Genomic DNA, 17898 nt, shown 5'->3' on the forward strand with positions numbered 1-17898 from the left:
AATTTTCAGTAGCTCTTAGCTAGTTGTAACTTATTGTAGCATATCAATTGGCGATCGCCCCCAGCAACACCTCCGCGCCAAACCGCACCGGATCGGTACAAGCCAATCCCGTTTCTGCTTGAATTTCAGCTATTGCTAACAGCGCATCTGCCTCATTTAAGTGATGAGTGTTAAGGGCGATCGCGCTCACTTTTGCCCCGACAAAAGCACCCGCCGCCGCAGCTACCATTTCGTACAATTCAACCACTTTCGATAACCTGGGAATTGCTACGTGCGGGTGATGGCGAAGGTGAATTTGTCCGGCTCGGTGCGCTAAAATTAAGTGAGTTGGCTGCGTACCCCGCAACAGCGGCAGAGTCGCCGTCGAACCCGGATGCAGTAGCGAACCTTGCCCTTCTACGTGCAGAATATCGCATTCAGAACCCAATTTTATCACCGCTTGTTCCACTGCACCGGCGGCAAAATCAACTCGCACTGCATCCAAAGCAATGCCTTCATTTCCAATCATTAAACCCGTTTGTCCGGTTGCTAAAAATTTGGAACGCCAACCCCGCTGCAAACAAGTGCGATTGAGTTCCAAACTGGTTGACATTTTGCCAACGCTCATATCTGTACCGACGGTTAACACGCGGCGACAGCTTAATTTAGCAGCGGCGGCAGAGGCGATCGCCCCAACAGACTTCGGTTCCTGACGCACGTCCCAAATCCATTGATTTTCGGTTAACGGAACCGTTATCAAAGGTGCAAGTTTCGCGTGCAAACCGTTGACAACCGACAAACCTGCTGCTACCGCTTGATTAATTTCTGGCAACCATTCCGGCGGCAAAACACCGCCAGATGGAGCGATACCAATTAGCAAAATATCCGGCACAAATTGCAGTGCTTCTGCAACGGAAGCAACAATCGGTACTTGCTGAGGAATACCAGTTAATTCAGACAAAGATTTTCCTGTACATTGGCGGTCAATTACTGCTACAATTTGTGCTTCGCTGTAGCGTAAAAAGGCTAAGCCTGTTTTGCCGGAATGGCCGAGAATTCCCTCGTGCAGCAAGATAGCAACTTTGCCATTTTTGATAGGATAGTTTTGAGTCATTGGTTCACTTTTAAGATCGGGGATTGTAGATTGTAGATTTAATCTACAATCTACAATTGATTATTCGCTATGATTTGCGATTACTGATTTAAAGCATTCGGATCTTCTCCCAATTCTCGCAATCTGGCCTCTAGTCGCGAGGCTCGTTGGCGTTCCTGTTCGGCTTGCTGTTGAGCAGCTTCGGCTTGCTGTTGAGCAGTTTCTACTTGCTGTTGAGCAGCTTCCTCAGGTAACAGAATTAGATTGCCAGACTCGTCGTAGAAACGCGCCCAGACTGCTGTTTCTCGATCGACAATTCCTTCCCAAGCCCCCAACCAAAAGCCTAAAGTTTGACTCCACAGCCAACCCCGCTCGTTGGGTACTAACGGTTGATAGCGTTGATTATTATCTAAATGCCATCCCCGCAAAGAATTCGGATCGAAAGGATCGAAAACAAAATAATCAGGCGTTCTAAAAACCTGCTCGTAAATATCCTTTTTTTTGCCTGTATCCTGATTTGCCGTTGACGGCGACAGCAGTTCCACAATGACATCCGGGTAACGTCCGTTTTCTTCCCAAACTACCCAGCCTTGTCGGGAAGTATTGCTGTCAACACCCAACACAGCGAAAAAATCCGGGCCTCGGAAATCCTGATTGCGAATCTGTTTAGCACTGTAATAAATAAACATATTGCCACCGACAAAAAAATCGTTCCGGCTAGCTAAACCTTGTTCTACGGAACGGATTAAAACGTTCATGGCTATACGGTGGCGGTTGCTTTCCATTTCTGCACCATCATCAAAAATTAAATCAGTCGGCGGCTTGTGTCCTTCAAAGAAAAGCTCTGCTTCTCTATCAGTTTCCTCTGCAATTGATTCCACTGGCATCATGGCATTTCCAGATTAGTTTTGAGCGATACCTTTATTCTACAATGTCAATCTTCTACAATGTCAATTCGCTGCACTCCCAATCCCGATCGCCCATTTGGCAACAAACACCCATTTTCAACGACTGCACCGGTGAAAGGATCGTCGATTAAATTTAAGTGACTGTCCAAATCCAAGTAATCAGCGAGGGGGGAAAGTTGTGCGGCGGCGGTATTGGCGATCGCACTATCGGAATAGCAGCCGAACATCACTTCCAAATTGCAGGCTTTGGCGATGTGAATCATCCGCATAGCTTCGCTCAATCCGCCGGATTTCATCATTTTGATATTGATGCCGTGGACGCAGTGTGCTAACTTGGGTATATCCGAACTGTCAAAGCAACTTTCATCAGCAAAAATTGGCAGCGGTGATTGACGGTAAAGTTCTGCGAATTCAGCCAAATCTGCTACTGGTGACAGCGGCTGTTCGACATACTTGATGTTATATTTTTCCAGCCAGCGACACATTTCTACAGCATCTTTTAAACTCCAACCGCCGTTAGCATCTACACTGATTTGAAGGTTAGCTGGTGCTTCGTCTAATACTGCGATTAACATAGCTTTGTCGGCTTCGATTCCTTCGGGGTTTCCTAATTTTACCTTGACGGCACGGTATTTGATGCTTGCGGGATCTGTCGCATCTTTGCCAAACCAATCGCGCACTCTGTCTCTGGCACCAGACGGCGAATTTATGCCGATGGTGACGGATGTGGGGACGATGCGTGATCGATCTAATCCCCACATTTTCCACAGCGACAAGCCTGCTTTGTGGCCCAGCCAGTCGTGCATTGCCATGTCGATGCCGGCGCGGGCGGCGGAGGGTAACTCGACTTCGATGAAGATTTGTTCGACTTTTTGGCGATCGAACGGAGTAAACTTTTCTAGTAGCGGTGCAACTTCCTGCAATGCTGCTAGCAGACTTTCGGTAGTTTGGGGCTTAGAACCTCTGGAAAAGGGGGATGCTTCTCCCCAACCTTCGATACCTTCGTGTGTTAATTTTACCCATAAATTCGTACTTTGGGCTGTTGTACCGCGGCTGATGGTAAGGGCAAACCGCTTGCGGACAGTGAATGTTTCAATTTGAACGTGCATTGTCAGTGATTGGTGATTTTTTGTAAATAAAAATCTGAGGGGGCGGATTGCGCCACTCTTGCGATTTTTGACTTTTTACTTTATAGTTTGATTTTGCTTGTTCTAGTTTATCAAAAACTTGATGAAATTCCTAATTTCAGTTTCGCCGAAGAGAGTTGCTTTCTCTCTCAGCATTTGGGTGCTCTTTTTTGCTGTTGCTGGTTGCATTGTACAAGTTCTGCGCTACGGTTTCAACTATCAAGAACGCTGGATTAGTTTATTTAATTTAGACAGGGAAATAAATTATCCTTCGTGGTACTCGTCATTTACTTTGCTGTTTTGCGCGATTTTGCTAGGTATTATTGCTACTGCTAAGAAGAAGCAGGGCGATCGGTATTTTGGACACTGGAAAGCGCTGGCATTCATGTTTGTATTTTTTTCTTTAGATGAAATATTGAGTCTGCACGAAATATTAATTATTAACGACTTGCGAAAAGCACTAGATTTAGGGGGAATTTTTTACTTCATTTGGGTAATTCCGGGGGCAATTTTTGTTGCGGTTACTGCGCTGGCTTATCTCAAGTTTCTCCGGCACCTACCCCGGAAAACAAGGCATTTCTTTTTACTGGCAGGCAGTATATATGTCGGTGGAGCACTTGGCATGGAAATGGTTTGTGGCTATTATGCAGATGCGGTTGGCCAGCGAAACTTGATCTACGGTTTGTTGGCTTCTGTTGAGGAAATTTTGGAAATGGTAGGGGTGATAGTATTTATCTATGCCCTGCTGTCTTACATCGCTTCCTATCTTGAAACTATTGATTTGCGGTTGAAGATAGTGGATAATACCGAGAGGTAAAACTGACCATCAATCAAGATTATTAACGCAATTGAAATCGCAGACTTTATGGCTATCTATTTCTACACCACTGGCAGCGAATACGGCTGTTTTTCTAATTTTTCCAGTCATGGATTCGAGTTAGACGGAGAATATTGGCCAACTACTGAGCATTATTTTCAAGCACAAAAGTTTCCCGCAACGGTTCACTGCGACCAAATTCGCCAAGCAAAAACACCGAAAGATGCAGCAAAAATGGGACGCGATCGATCTCGTCCCCTCCGCAAAGATTGGGAAGACGTAAAAGATGATATGATGCGAAAAGCCGTACTCCGAAAATTTGAAACTCATGCCGAAATTAGAGAAATTTTACTCGCTACTGCGGATGAGGAAATAGTCGAAAATTCCCCTGTTGATTACTATTGGGGTTGCGGTAAAGAGGGCAGCGGCAAAAATATGTTGGGCCAGATTTTAATGGAAGTAAGGGAAATATTGCGAGAACGCACGCCAGAGTAAAACATAATTTAAATTTCCCATCATAAAGCAGGACTTGTTTTAATCGTAAGTCCTGCAAGGCTCTAGGCGAGCATTTTCCCAATTTTATTAAACACGCTGACTCAAAAATCCGCCTGACCAACTGTCGAATTTTGTGCCAATCTCCTCAGGCTGTTCTGGTAGAGGGTTTAGCCTCTCCGAGAAGACTGCAAAGCAGGGGAAACGGTAAAAACCCTGCACCACATTTTGATTTCAACAACTACTGTCAACCCGAATTAACTTTTATCGTCGCAAGTACAGCATTTGTTCGCCAGTCGCCTCCCGGACACGGTTCTCCTTAGGGTGGCGATTCACAGGTCAAACAGCAAAACTCCTGTTCTGGTTAAAGTTTGTTTTTTATTGATGCTGTATCTTTCTATTGTGTTGGATTTGTGTCAAGTCTTAGCTGTTGTACAGAATTCTTTACATTTGTGATTTATTTGGATATAATTGCGCCACTCTGTCGCAGTTGCTGTTGAATTCGGTTAAATTCTTTGTGTTCTGCACTTAGCAAAGTATTGTCGATCGGCGATCGCATATCCCACTGCAATTCGGACAATAACAACAAACAGCCGGCCATAATTATGCCAGTGGTTAGATATTGCCAAGGTGCAACAAAAGTTAATAGAGGGATGCTAAATAAATGAGTTAGTCCGATCGCGATAAAAGTGCGCGATCGCAAACCGAGTCCAGTACAAAAATAGCCGATCGCGCTCAACCCCAACCATAAATCGCAAAGGTGCAGCAACAAACCTCCCCAACCGGCAAAAATACTGCAATCGGTCAGAACCAAACCAGTTATCATCAAAATCGCCCAAGAGTAAAGAATCCAGCTAACTCGCTCGACTCTTACCCAAAACAAAGTCAAAACAGCCATTGCCGCAGTGCCAACTAAAGTCAAACTTGACCACAGAATCGCCTGAAAGCTCCAACTGATAGGGACAAACTGAGCCGTAAAAAAAATCCCCCCTGTCACCAAACCCCAAAGCAGAAAAGTTTGGTCGATGCGGGTATAAAGTCCTGAGAAAAGAGTAATATTTCCAATTTGCCAGCGGAGTTGCAACAGGCCTTCGCGGTCTTGTACGTCGAGATGTTCCTGTTTGCAGCGGATTAGGGGTTCGGAGGCGTTGAAAAAGGTCATCCAGTGTTGGGGAAAGTATGAAGTTTTGTGTATTGTAACAAGTCTTAAGGAATATTTTTCAGATTTTTTCTTGTTCCCTGGCTCTGCCTGGGGACGCAGATTTGGAAGCTCTGCTTGCTGTTTTCCTCAGCAACCGAAGAGGCAGAAGGCTGCGTTAAGCTTTGGACTAACGCAGCCTTGAGATTTGAGCTCAAGCAAGTCTCCAATTCTTATCTTTTGGAGAATAAATGAAGGCAACATTCACAAGAATTGAGCCATCTTTTTTGCCTGTAGAGTAAATTTGCCACGTACCTGTGGGAACCTGTCGCAGATAGGGTTTATTTTTTCTTAGCCGATCGTAGATTGAGCTTTTTGAGCATTTGGTATATTCGGCGGCACGTTCAACATTGCAGCCCATTTCCACCAAAACTGCGATCGGCTGGGTGAACAGATTGAGCTGTTCGCTGTTATAATTGGTCATGAGAAATCCTCGGTCTATATAGACCATAAACAACATGAGGGTCCTACTGGTTGCACCCAGTGGCTCCCGAAAACTGATAAGCGATCGAAAGCGTCTCTAGTAACAGCTAGTGGCGCTTGTTTGCTTGTTAAAGGCAGTCTAACACTGCTTTTAAAAATATACAACAAAAATAACGTATATTTTTAGAAGCTATGGTAAATTAGACGTATAAACTGTAAAAGCCTCGTCTAACAAGCATTTTCTCCTTCCCGGCTCTGCCTGGGGAAGCTGATCCGGAGGCTCTGCCTCCTGTTTTCTTCCGCAACCCACGAGGCAGAGCCTCTAGATATCGGTTCCCAGGCAGAGCCGAGGAACCAGTTAAACCCAATAGATATTATGAAAAATACATTTATCTCTCGATTTACTCCTAGCTTGATGTCACCAGAAACCCTGGAAGCTATCTTAGTACAGCGTCACGCACTGGCAGAACGTTTAGTAGAGCTAATTCGGGTGAGCGCCCTAACAGATAACAAGCATTTTCAACTACTAATTGGGCCGCGCGGCATTGGCAAAACGCACTTGGTTTCCCTGATTTATCATCGCGTAGTTAAGATGGAAGATTTGCGGGATAAATTGCTAATTGCGTGGCTGCAAGAAGAGGAATGGGGGATTGCGTCTTTTTTGGATTTATTGCGGGGAATATTCCGGGCAATTGCTAAAGAATATAAGCCAGAATATGAAGCTCAGTTACAGGATGATGTTGAAAAGCTTTATGATTTGTCGCCGGAGCAAGCTGAATTCAAGGCCGCAGAATTGCTGAGAGACTTTGTTGGCAAGCGGGTGCTGTTGTTGATTGTCGAAAATTTAGAGGACGTGTTTAGTGGCTTGGGGGATTTCGGGCAGAAGCAGTTGAGGGCGTATATTCAAAATAATTCTTTTTTGACAATTTTGGCAACATCACAAAGTTTGTTTGATGGAGTCAAGCTCTCTAATCATCCTTTTTATAATTTTTTTGATTTACATGAATTAGATGAGTTTAAGCTCGATGATGCTGTAGCTTTATTAAATCATATTGCGAATTTAGAAGGGAATAGTGATTTAGCATCTTTTATTCAAAGTCCCACAGGGCGCGATCGCATTAAAGTTGTGCATTACCTTTCTGGTGGCAGTCCTCGCGTCTACATTGTTTTTTCGGCTTTTCTGATGACTCCTGAATCGCTCGATAAATTGGTAGCACCGTTCATGGAAATGCTGGACAGCCTCACGCCCTACTATCAGGATCGGATGAAATATCTTTCAAATCAGCAGCGAAAGATTGTTGATTTTTTGTGCGATCGAGGTGGTGCTGCACCAGTTAAAGAAATTGCTAAGCGCTGTTTTATTGAGCAGCGAACTGTATCTAGCCAACTTAAAGATTTGCGAGATAAGGGTTATGTCAAAACTGAGGAGATAGGACGGGAATCGTGGTATGAATTGCGGGAACCATTGATGCGTTTTTGTCTGGAGGTAAAGAAGCAGCGAAATCAACCGATTCGATTAATTGTGGATTTTATTCGGGTTTGGTATACGCGGAAAGAATTGCAGCAGCGATTGGGATTGAGGATGGCGGATGTTGATTTGGCGGACAAAGAATGTCATTTTATGTATCGGCAAGGTTTGAAACCGATTCCACCTGATGCTGTGATGGAACGAGAATATTATACGCGGGCGCTTGAGGCTATTGAGAGAAATGAGGAAGACCCGCGTCTGAAGGCTTATTTTGATGAAATTGAAAATTGTATTGAACAGAAAGACTATGTTTCGGCTTTAGAATATGCGGAAAAATTGGTAGCAAGTCGGGGGGAGGCCAAGGATTGGTCGGTAAAGGGATACTGTTTAAGTAGGCTAGAACGCTATTATGAAGCTTTGGAATGTTTAGACAAAGCTATTGAAGGTGACTTCCATTATGCGAGGGCTTGGCGTATCCGAGGTGATGTACTCGACGACCTCGAACGCTATGAAGAAGCTTTAGTATCTTACGATAGGGCGATCGAATTTGATGACAATAGTCAGTATATTTGTTTTTTACGAGGCAATGTACTCAACCAGCTCAAACGCTATGAAGAAGCTTTAGGAGCTTACGATCGAGTGATCGAACACGATCGTAATATTCAGTATATTTGGTTTTTACGAGGCAATGTACTCAACCAGCTCAAACGCTATGAAGAAGCTTTAGTATCATTTGATCGGGCGATCGAACTAGATCCCAACGATCTGGATATTTGGACTTTACGAGGCAATGTACTTTATAATCTAAAACGCTATGATCAAGCATTAGAATCTTACGAGCGAGCGACTAAACTTGATGTCAATTATCAGCCAGCTTGGGCTAACCGAGGCTATGTACTTAATAACCTAAAACGTTATGAAGAAGCTTTAGCAGCTTACGATCTGGCGCTCAAAAGTGATACTAATGATGCTTGGGCTTGGGCTCACCGAGGCAATGTACTTTATAATCTAAAACGCTATAATGAAGCATTAACATCTTATGATCGAGCGATTGAACTTGAGTGCGACGATCGGCTTGTTTGGTTTATACGAGGCTATCTACTCAACAGCTTAAAACGCTACGATGAAGCTTTAGCATCCTTAGATAGAGCGATCGAGCTTGAGTACGACAATCTCTTCGTTTGGGCTCTACGAGGCGATCTACTCAACAGAATTAAACGCTACGATGAAGCTTTAGCATCTTTAAATAGAGTGCTCGAACTTGGCAATCCATCTTCATCTGTCTTCTTCAACGTCGTTATTGCTATTCTTGGATTGAATCATTGGGATGAAGGCATCGCTGCCTTAGATGACGCATTCCAATGTATTGAATCAGACGATGATGCCAGCAGCGAACATACTGAGGTAATTATCAACAACCTCTTCGCCAACAAGAATGTAGCCGTCTGGAAACCTCGCATCACCAGCCTAATTGCAGTTTACGAAAAACATAAATATCTCTCAATCTTAGGACAGGGAATCGTGCGAAACATCCCCGCGCTAATGTCAGAAATGGTAAGCGACAAAGCCGCACGCACTTGGTTAGAATTGTGGCAAGAACTAACCAGCAAGTACGACGAATTTCAAATTCCCATCCGCCTGCTGAAAGCGGCTGTCCGCTATAAGGAAACAAAGGGCGACAGACGAGTTTTGCTAGAACTTGCGATCGAAGAACGCAATTTATTAGAACCATTGGTGTCAACAAAACCCGAATAAGTAAAACAGGACTTACGCACTCCCACAAAGAAACCGGGTTTTTTACCTAATCTGCCGATTGCAACGAAGTCTTTTCGTGAAAAACCCGGTTTCTGGGCCCCCTGCGTAAGTCCTATAAAATAGGTATAAAATAGAAATTGATGCTACTAGCAAGGGAGTCATCCCCATGACAACAACAATTCCGACTCAAAGTTTGCCAGAAATCATCTACCCAGACAGCGACGGAAAACCCATGTCTGACAATACCAAACAGTTCCAATTAATCGTAAAAATTCAAGGCGGAATAGATGCCTTATTCAAAGACAACGAAAATGTCTTTGTAGCAGGTGATTTGCTGTGGTATCCCGTCGAAGGAGATAACAAAACTCGCCAAGCACCTGATACTATGGTAGTCTTTGGCAGACCCAAAGGTGACAGAGGTTCCTACAAACAGTGGCTTGAAGATAATATTGCGCCGCAAGTTGTCTTTGAAATCATCTCCCCCGGCAACCGACTGGGAGAAATGTTTAAGCTGTTTAAGTTCTATGAAAATTATGGAGTCGAAGAATATTATGTCTACGATCCAGAGGATAATGAGTTAATAGGTTGGCTGCGAAGTGACGGAGAACTCAACTATATTGAATCAATGGAGGGTTGGGTAAGTCCGCGTTTGCAGACACGTTTTGAAACTGCATCGGGAGACTTGGAAATTTATCGTCCTGACGGACTGAAGTTTTTGTCTTATGTGGAGTTGTCAAGACAAATGGAACAAGAACGACAGGAGAAAGAGTTAGTACAGCAAAAAGCCGATCGCCTTTCAGAAAAACTCCGAGAAATGGGCATAAATCCAGAGGAAATTTGAAACTTTTATAGTCCTGGAATCACGGGTCGTCAGAAACCGGGTTTTTCACCGAATCTGCAGGCTGTAACGAAGTATTATCGTAAAAAACCCGGTTTCTAGGTCTCCATATCTTAACTATGCAAAATCCCCGCCAAATAGCTTTTCTCGCACTCCGCGAAGTCCACCGCCGAGGTGCATTCGCAGATGCCGCACTCGATCGCACTTTCCGCAACTCCCAACTCAGCGACCTTGATCGCCGTTTAGTCACAGAATTAGTGTACGGTAGCGTTAGGAGAATGCGATCTATCGACTTCATCATCGACAAACTAGCCACAAAAAAATCCTCCCAACAACCGCCAGACCTCCGCACCCTCCTGCATTTAGGCCTCTATCAACTCCAATATCTCAACAATATTCCCCCCTCCGCCGCCGTCAACACCACCGTTCAACTAGCAAAAGAAAATGGCTTTGCAGGACTCAGCAGTTTTGTCAACGGTTTGCTGCGACAATACATCCGTTTAACAGAAACCGACTTAAACCCATTAACAATTACTAAGTATAAATCATCAGTCGAACGCCTCGGAATTATCCACAGTTTCCCCGACTGGCTAGTAGAATTGTGGATCGAACAAATAGGCGAAACTGAAACGGAACAACTCTGTGAATGGTTCAATCAATCCCCCACAATTCACCTCAGAATCAATCCCTTAAAAACCTCGATCGCCCAAATCGAAACTGCCTTCCAAGCCCAGAACATCTCCACTAGCAGAATCGCCCATTTACCCCAAGCATTAAGACTAAATGGTAGCACCGGCGCAATTCAAAACCTTCCCGGATATAGCGAAGGTTGGTGGACAATCCAAGACAGCAGCGCTCAATTAGTCACCCATTTACTCGATCCACAGCCAGGGGAAATCATCATCGATGCCTGCGCTGCGCCCGGAGGGAAAACCACCCACAGCGCTGAACTAATGCAGGATGAAGGCACTATTTATGCCTGCGACAAAACCGCCAGCAGACTCAAAAAACTTAAAGAAAATGCAGACAGACTCCAGATGAAATCCATTAAAATTCATACCGGAGACAGCCGCGAATTCCCAGAATTTATCAACCTAGCAGACAGAGTATTATTAGACGCACCTTGTTCCGGCCTCGGAACCCTCCACCGCCGCGCCGACGCCCGCTGGCGGCACACGCCGGAAAACATTCAACAACAATCCCAACTGCAATCGGAACTATTAGCAAATGCCGCGACATTTGTCAAGTCCGGCGGCGTATTAGTTTACGCAACTTGCACGATTCATCCCTTGGAAAATGAACAAGTTGTGCGATCGTTCTTAGACAGCAATCCTCACTGGCAAATCGAACTGCCAACAATTGATTTACCCGTACAGCCATCACCCGAAGGATGGGTGAAAGTGTGGCCGCACAGACACCAGATGGACGGCTTTTTTATGGTGAGGCTAAAGCAATTGAAAAAAAACTAAAACCCTTACTCCAAACCGAGAGTTTAATATCCCGGTTCTTGATAAGCAGGTTCTTGATAAGCAGGTTCTTGATAAGCTGGCTCTTCATAAGCAGGTTCTTGATAAGCTGGCTCTTGCGGTGGGTAATACTTCGGCTGAGGATTGGGATTGTAAGGCACGATCGCACCATCCTCATTCACAATCATCCCCCGAATAATCCTCTTAGGCTGCACTGGTTTAGCTTTAATACTGCCCTTGCGGCCCTCCAACTCCGGCAACTTCGGAAACTTCTCAACCGGCATTCCCTTAACAGCTTGATTCATAAAATCGCGCCAATTGTAAGCCGCCGTACCGCTAGTTCCCCAGGTGGGATAATTGTCATCATTCCCTAGCCAAACGCCAGTCACCACCTGTGGAATATAACCGATAAACCACAAATCCCTGACATTTTCCGAAGTACCAGTTTTGCCAGCCACAGCGCGATCGTTTAAAGCAGCAGGCCCCCCCGTACCGTCTTGCACAACACCCTCCAACATCCAAGTAGTAATCGCAGCACTATCCTTATCCAAAACCCGCTTCGGTTTAAAATTAGCCTGATAAATCACATCTCCCCGCTGATTAATCACCCGCTTAATTCCGTGGGCTTCAATAAAATTCCCTTGCGAGGCTAAAGTACCGTAAGCATTGGTTAACTCCAACAAATTCACCTCCGAAGAACCCAAAGCTAGGGAATAAATCGGACTCAATTTCGATTTAATTCCCATATCGTTGGCTAATTTGATCGTCGGTTCAAAGCCCACATCCATCAACACCTTCACAGCTACGACATTCACCGAACGCGTCAAAGCATCAGACATCGATCGCCAACCGCTAAATTTTTTGCCATAATTATTCGGTTGATAGCCGTCGATAATAATTGGTTCGTCTTCGTAACCGTCATAGGGAGAAAAACCAGCAGCCATCGCCGCGGCATAAACCAACCCTTTAAACGTCGATCCGGGCTGCCGCAAAGCCTGCGTAGCGCGATTAAACTCACTTTCCTTAAAATTTCCGCCGCCCACCAGCGCCTTAACTTCCCCAGTCTTAGTGTCCATAGAAACTAAAGCGGCCTGTTCAAAACCCTGACGGCGGCCATCAACTTCGATCGCATCTTTAACCACCTTTTCCGCTATTTTCTGCCACTTCAAATCCACCGTCGTCTCAACAGTCAAACCACCAGCTTCCAAAGCATCCTGAGAAACATAGCGCGGCAATTCCTTCCGAATGTAACTAGCAAAATAAGGTGCGACTACTTTAAATCGCTTCGGCGGACTTGGTTTAACTGCGATAGGTTCCGCCATCGCCTCCTTCGCCTCAGCGTCTGTAATTACCTTCGCTTCCTGCATTTGTTTCAGCACAAGATTGCGGCGTTGCTTAGCAATATCCGGGTTAACCAAAGGCGAATATTCGCTCGGTGCCGGCGGCAAACCCGCCAAAGTTGCCATCTCTGCCAAAGTTAATTTATCGACTGTTTTGCTAAAGAAAACCAAAGCCGCATCTGCCACTCCGTAGGCATCCGAACCCAAATAAACCAGATTTAAATATCTTTCTAAAACTTGGTCTTTACTCAACTCCCGCTCTATTTTCTGAGCTAAAAGAGCTTCCCGAACCTTCCGCCTAATACTTCTTTCCTGATTGAGAAAAACAACGCGAGCCAATTGTTGCGTAATTGTGCTGCCGCCCTGGACTAAATCTCTCGCTATCAAATTAGAAACAATCGATCGCACAATACCTTGATAATCCACCCCGCGATGTTGGTAAAAACGGCGGTCTTCTATGGAAATAAAAGCTTTAACCAACAGTTCGGGAATTTCTTTAAGTTGCAGTTTATCTCTAGTTGCAGGCCCCGACTGCAACAAAATCGTATTATCTGCCGCCTTAATTGTCAGCGTTCCGTCGCGGTTAAACGCTGACAAATCGTTAACATCGGGCAAACCTTTGTCTAAGGTGTACAAAATCCATAAACCGTAGATTAAAGCGCCCCCGCCTATACTAGCCACACCTAAACTTATCCAAAATTTAGGACGGCGGGGGATACGTTTTTTAGTATTTTCCTGCGGTGCGCTATTTTCCTCTAGTGCCGTATTTATCTGCAGTTGGGTGTTCGGCGATGCGCTCTTTTCCGGCAATTCGCTACTATCCGATTTTTGGGGGGATTTAGTTCCCAGCAAACTTAATCCCGGCCGCAACAATTCTTTTCCCTTGGTTTGCAAGCTGGTAACTTGAGGTTCAATTTCCAACCACGCAATTAAGCGCTTCAACCCTTGCCAATTGCGATTGACTATTGGATATCGAGCGTATTCTGGCTCTAAATATTCTGACTCTAAATATTCTGACTCTAAATATTCTGACTCTTCTAGAGGCGCAGCATCTTCTGATACCACATACTCGGATCGCTCATCCCTTGTCCGTGGAGAAAATTCCGCCTCCGATTCCGGCGAGTTGAGCTTATTGCCCTTCGCATCCTTCGGCGGTTCTCGATCGGAATTACCGCTTATTGCGTTAGTGACTTTGCTCAATGTATCTTTGATATTTGAGAAAAATTCTGCCACGTTCAGACCTTCAAACCTCATCAAGTCCGATTAAAAATTAAAAATTAAAAAAGCTAGCTTTCTTAAATTCTTAATTTTTAATTCGACATTTTTTCTTGAATAACACGCTGCCTTGAATTAGGTTTTTTGAATTAAAAACTTTTTAATTCACCACTCAAAATTCAAAACTTTTCTTAACGCTGCAGAGCTTGGTATTTTTTTGAGAAGTGAATTAGATTTTTTGAATTCAAAATTTTTTAACTCAAACCTCAAAACTCTGCTTAACTCGCATGACCCAGTGCCAAGGCTGCTACCAGCATACCCAAAACCAGGAAAGGCTGAGCACTTGCCTGATATTTAACATCATTTTCCAGGGGATTACGCAAAAAGTACATATCCTGAAAAGTAATTTGGGGAATTATCAGCAGCAGCAGAATGACAGCGTAAAGGTTTTGGTGGATGCTGATCAGGTAGCCTGCAATCCCAGCTTGAAAGATGTCGATCATCAAAACGCAAATCCAAGCTGCGGTGCTGATGCCAAACATCACTGGTAAAGATTTTAACCCTAATTGCCGATCGCCCTCAACACTTTTGAAATCATTGACGATCGCAATCCCCAGCCCTGCCAAACTATAAAACAGGGTCAAGATCATAATGGTGGGATCTAGTGTACCAAACAAAGCTTGACCCGCCCACCAAGGCAGGGCAATGTAGCTAGCACCCAGGGCATAATTTCCCAACCAGCCATTCTGCTTGAGTTTCAGCGGGGGCGCCGAGTAGATATAAGCTAGAAACGCGCCGCCGAGAGTCAAAACAGTCATTATCGGGAATTCATGACCCGCCCACAAGTCTAGAGCATAAGCCACCCCAATGCCAGCCGCTAATAATACTAAAATTTGTGTTACTACTTGGGGAATCGAGATGATACCGGAGGGAATTGGACGGTAGGGCTCGTTAATGGCGTCGATTTCGCGATCGTAAAAATCGTTCAAAGTTTGAGTGTAACCGGTCAGCAACGGCCCTGACATCAACATACAAGCTGCTGCGATCAAGAAATTCTCTAGGTTCCAAACATAGTTTCCAGAAGACGCCGCCCCGCACACCACGCCCCAAATTAAGGGAATCCAGGTAATCGGTTTCATCAATTGCAAGCGAATCTTCCAGATGGAAGTTTCCCCGCTAGCGGCCCCTTTCATGCCCAACAGTTGCCGAGTTTTGGCACCGCGGTTTTCGGTAGCAGCACTTTCCGGTGCAGCTTCTGGGGAGATTTGGGATGGAGGAGAGTCAGACATAATTTGATGTTAGCGGTACTGCTACTATTGTGTCGTTTTGCATTTCAATAATAATTCAGATAGCTTACCACTGATATTTAAGGCAGATTCTGGAAAACTTACCCTGGTTTGGAGTTTATGCTAGGGAAAAGTACGAGTTTCACAATATATTGAAATATCATTATTTTGTGTAAATGTCAAGATTATAAATACTTTTTTTATAATTTCGCGCTTGCCCGCCTGCTGGCGGAGATTTTTGCCCGCAGGTGCATTTAATGTCAATTACCAGGAGGCGATCGAGCTTTTTTGCCATACTACCCTTGAATCATCTCCTCTGGCCGAAAATCTGGCAAAAATTCAGAATCTAGAACCTCGACAGCACTGTAGATACATAATTTCGGAAACGTCTCTACAAGCAATCCAGTTTCAGCACTTGCTTGTTCTGCTGCATCCGCATAGCATTCAGCCAGTACCTCTTCAAGATATGGTTTGAGACTGGGGGAATCTTTCAGAGCTTTGCGAATGCGTCTGCGATGTTCGACAATGCTGCCTTTCCAACTACCGCTTCTTTGATCCGGTTGAAATTGCCACTTGAGCAAGTGCAGGAGAATTACCACCAGATTACTCTCTAAACTCCGGCGTTCACTTCGCCCCATGTCTTCTATTTCTGCAATCAGATTTTCCCAGTCGATGTTTGAATAGTCGCGAACCCGCAACTTTTCCACAGTGGTTTCAATCCATTTCAGGTAATCTGTATCATACAATTTTTGTCTGTCAACTTCTAATTTTGTTGTCATAAGCTGTTCGTGCTAACAACTGTAAATTAACAAATATGGCGGTAGGAATCAAAAGGCAGTCCCGTCCGCCGCTTGACTTCGACAACTGATTTGTAAGCGCCTTTTCTCTGCCTTTCTCTAACTATTTTTTCCGCAACATATCGATCTAAACCGCTGGCGATTAACTCTTCCGGCGAAAGAATATTTAACCGTTTCCAAGTAAACTGCAATTCTTTTTGATAATTATAGCTGAAGCAAATCATCGGGGCGATGCGTCTGACGTGACTTTCGGGAACTCCGGCTATTTCTGATAACTCTTCGGCGTGGGTAAAAATGTAGCCTTCGTTTTGCAAAGATTCAATATCGTTGGCGTAGACTATGGGCAAACCCAAGATTCTGACCATATCGTCTTTGGTACACTCATTAATATCTATTTTGCCGCGCACGTTTGCCAGTTCTTCGGCATTTGTCGCAGTTGCAGGAACCAGTAAACCTCTAGGTGCGGTTTTGATCAGATAGCGCTTTTTCAAACTAAAAGCAGTGACAATTTGAGCAATCCACACGATCGTACCCAAATTAGTTGAAGAAGATACCGCTAGTGCTGCTAAAGTAATGGCAACACCCCATCCCATCCAACTGCGAATATTTGACTTTTGGCCTGCATAGGCGATCGCCAATCCGCCGAAGTAGGGAATAAAAGCATACCACACCCAATTTGGAGTTTGACGCAGCCAGTATAAATCTTGAGACACTTTAATTTTATCCTTAAATAGTTGTGTTCTCACACTTATTTCAATTCCACTTTTTTAATAGTGGGCTTCCTTCTTCTTTCTTCTTACCAGAAAGAATTGGTTTAAAGCCCCAAGCCTGATCGGGAGAAATTAAAAGAAGACTATTCATTACTCCAATCCTCTTCCTTCCAGGTAGAGGTCGCTATCAACTGTCAACTGTCAACTGTCAACTGTCAACTGAATTATTCCTTCTTAATTACAATTCTCGCAGCAGTTTTTGGCGTTTTTCTTCATATTCTTCGGCCGTAATAGCGCCCATATCGTAAAGTTTTTTCAATTCGCCGATCGCCCCGGTTACATCTTTTGCGGCTCTGAGGGCATACCCCGACGGCAACGTGCCGCCATTGTACTGTACCTGAAAAGCTTGTTCCGACATCAGCAGCAGCCCGATAAAATCGAAAAATGCGATCAGTGACGGAATTAATGTCCAAGAAAATAGCAAGTATAATACCCCTGCTAAGTTATTGCCCAAATAAAATTTGTGAACTCCGAAACCTCCTACAAAGAAAGCTAACACAACTGCTACGGTTTTATCTTTTACCATTTTTACTTTCCCCAGTTTTTTATTTTAACTTCCGCGATCGACCTTTAACTCTCGACATTTAACGAGCTAGCTAAGTAATCTTACTAATTTTTACTCATTTATTTGGGTTTTTGCGAAACTTAGACATCGCAAAATACAGCAGAACTATACCGGCTTGAGCTTGTAGAATGACCAAGTAGCCTCTCAAGAAATAATTTAGTTCGCTGCCTGAATTGAGAGAAAATATTAAAATTCCCAAGGCTGCGTAGGGTGCGAAACGCATCCAACTCGGCGTTCCCTCTAAGTTGCGGCTGTTCAAATTGCTCATTCGGTTTAAGCCTCATCCTAAATTAAAATTTAGCTATAAATTAGCCGGATTGTCAACTTCCGTTTGGTACGATCGCCCGCGTGAGTCTCTCAA

The 17898-nt window shown here is 44.4% G+C and carries 16 protein-coding genes; 5 read left to right on the top strand and 11 right to left on the bottom strand.

What is annotated here, in order from left to right; genetic code table 11:
* Window positions 1-43 precede the first annotated feature (43 nt).
* The 3 genes from QUA58_RS12575 to QUA58_RS12585 form a co-directional block, all read right to left on the bottom strand.
* Window positions 44-1093: a DUF1611 domain-containing protein gene (locus QUA58_RS12575; RefSeq protein WP_333253910.1), complete on the bottom strand. Its 1050-nt coding sequence runs from the start codon at window positions 1091-1093 to the stop codon at window positions 44-46.
* 80 nt (window positions 1094-1173) lie between these two features.
* Complete coding sequence (locus QUA58_RS12580; protein ID WP_333253963.1) at window positions 1174-1959, bottom strand: Uma2 family endonuclease; 786 nt, start codon at window positions 1957-1959, stop codon at window positions 1174-1176.
* A 47-nt stretch (window positions 1960-2006) separates the two neighbouring features.
* On the bottom strand, window positions 2007-3089 hold the full coding sequence (locus tag QUA58_RS12585; protein WP_333394325.1) for a dipeptide epimerase: 1083 nt from the start codon (window positions 3087-3089) through the stop codon (window positions 2007-2009).
* A 121-nt stretch (window positions 3090-3210) separates the two neighbouring features.
* Between QUA58_RS12585 and QUA58_RS12590 the strand changes: the two genes are divergently transcribed.
* On the top strand, window positions 3211-3924 hold the full coding sequence (locus tag QUA58_RS12590; RefSeq protein WP_333253905.1) for a hypothetical protein: 714 nt from the start codon (window positions 3211-3213) through the stop codon (window positions 3922-3924).
* A 48-nt stretch (window positions 3925-3972) separates the two neighbouring features.
* The gene (locus tag QUA58_RS12595) at window positions 3973-4419 is read left to right on the top strand and encodes an NADAR family protein (RefSeq protein WP_333394327.1); all 447 of its coding nucleotides are present in this window, start codon (window positions 3973-3975) and stop codon (window positions 4417-4419) included.
* Window positions 4420-4873: 454 nt separating this feature from the next.
* Here the strand turns inward: QUA58_RS12595 and QUA58_RS12600 are convergent, their stop codons facing one another.
* Together QUA58_RS12600 and QUA58_RS12605 are read right to left on the bottom strand one after the other, a co-directional pair.
* Window positions 4874-5578, bottom strand: coding sequence for a hypothetical protein (locus tag QUA58_RS12600; RefSeq protein WP_333253900.1), 705 nt, complete (start codon window positions 5576-5578; stop codon window positions 4874-4876).
* 190 nt (window positions 5579-5768) lie between these two features.
* A complete protein-coding gene (locus QUA58_RS12605; RefSeq protein WP_332984812.1) occupies window positions 5769-6038 on the bottom strand; it encodes a hypothetical protein in 270 nt (89 codons plus the stop codon).
* A gap of 375 nt (window positions 6039-6413) precedes the next feature.
* Here QUA58_RS12605 and QUA58_RS12610 point away from each other — a divergent pair, with 375 nt between their 5' ends.
* The 3 genes from QUA58_RS12610 to QUA58_RS12620 all read left to right on the top strand — a co-directional run bounded on the left by QUA58_RS12610 (window position 6414) and on the right by QUA58_RS12620 (window position 11567).
* On the top strand, window positions 6414-9260 hold the full coding sequence (locus QUA58_RS12610; RefSeq protein ID WP_333394329.1) for a tetratricopeptide repeat protein: 2847 nt from the start codon (window positions 6414-6416) through the stop codon (window positions 9258-9260).
* Between the two features lie 166 nt (window positions 9261-9426).
* Entirely contained in the window at window positions 9427-10101 is a 675-nt protein-coding gene (locus QUA58_RS12615; protein WP_333394332.1) for a Uma2 family endonuclease, read from the top strand.
* Between the two features lie 116 nt (window positions 10102-10217).
* On the top strand, window positions 10218-11567 hold the full coding sequence (locus tag QUA58_RS12620) for a 16S rRNA (cytosine(967)-C(5))-methyltransferase (RefSeq protein WP_333253893.1): 1350 nt from the start codon (window positions 10218-10220) through the stop codon (window positions 11565-11567).
* 23 nt (window positions 11568-11590) lie between these two features.
* Here the strand turns inward: QUA58_RS12620 and QUA58_RS12625 are convergent, their stop codons facing one another.
* The 6 genes from QUA58_RS12625 to QUA58_RS12650 all read right to left on the bottom strand — a co-directional run bounded on the left by QUA58_RS12625 (window position 11591) and on the right by QUA58_RS12650 (window position 17805).
* Complete coding sequence (locus QUA58_RS12625) at window positions 11591-14158, bottom strand: PBP1A family penicillin-binding protein (RefSeq protein ID WP_333394333.1); 2568 nt, start codon at window positions 14156-14158, stop codon at window positions 11591-11593.
* Between the two features lie 239 nt (window positions 14159-14397).
* Window positions 14398-15408, bottom strand: a complete 1011-nt coding sequence (gene chlG, locus QUA58_RS12630) for a chlorophyll synthase ChlG (RefSeq protein ID WP_333394334.1) — start codon at window positions 15406-15408, stop codon at window positions 14398-14400.
* 293 nt (window positions 15409-15701) lie between these two features.
* Window positions 15702-16184, bottom strand: coding sequence for a DUF29 domain-containing protein (locus QUA58_RS12635; RefSeq protein ID WP_333253888.1), 483 nt, complete (start codon window positions 16182-16184; stop codon window positions 15702-15704).
* Window positions 16185-16210: 26 nt separating this feature from the next.
* Window positions 16211-16948 (bottom strand): helix-hairpin-helix domain-containing protein, encoded by a 738-nt coding sequence (locus tag QUA58_RS12640; protein WP_333253885.1) that lies wholly within the window; start codon window positions 16946-16948, stop codon window positions 16211-16213.
* Window positions 16949-17150: 202 nt separating this feature from the next.
* Entirely contained in the window at window positions 17151-17498 is a 348-nt protein-coding gene (locus QUA58_RS12645) for an NINE protein (RefSeq protein ID WP_333045272.1), read from the bottom strand.
* 94 nt (window positions 17499-17592) lie between these two features.
* Entirely contained in the window at window positions 17593-17805 is a 213-nt protein-coding gene (locus QUA58_RS12650; RefSeq protein WP_333067199.1) for a hypothetical protein, read from the bottom strand.
* Window positions 17806-17898 lie beyond the last annotated feature (93 nt).

It is taken from the genome of Microcoleus sp. N9_A1 (assembly GCF_036701795.1).
GTDB lineage: Bacteria > Cyanobacteriota > Cyanobacteriia > Cyanobacteriales > Microcoleaceae > Microcoleus.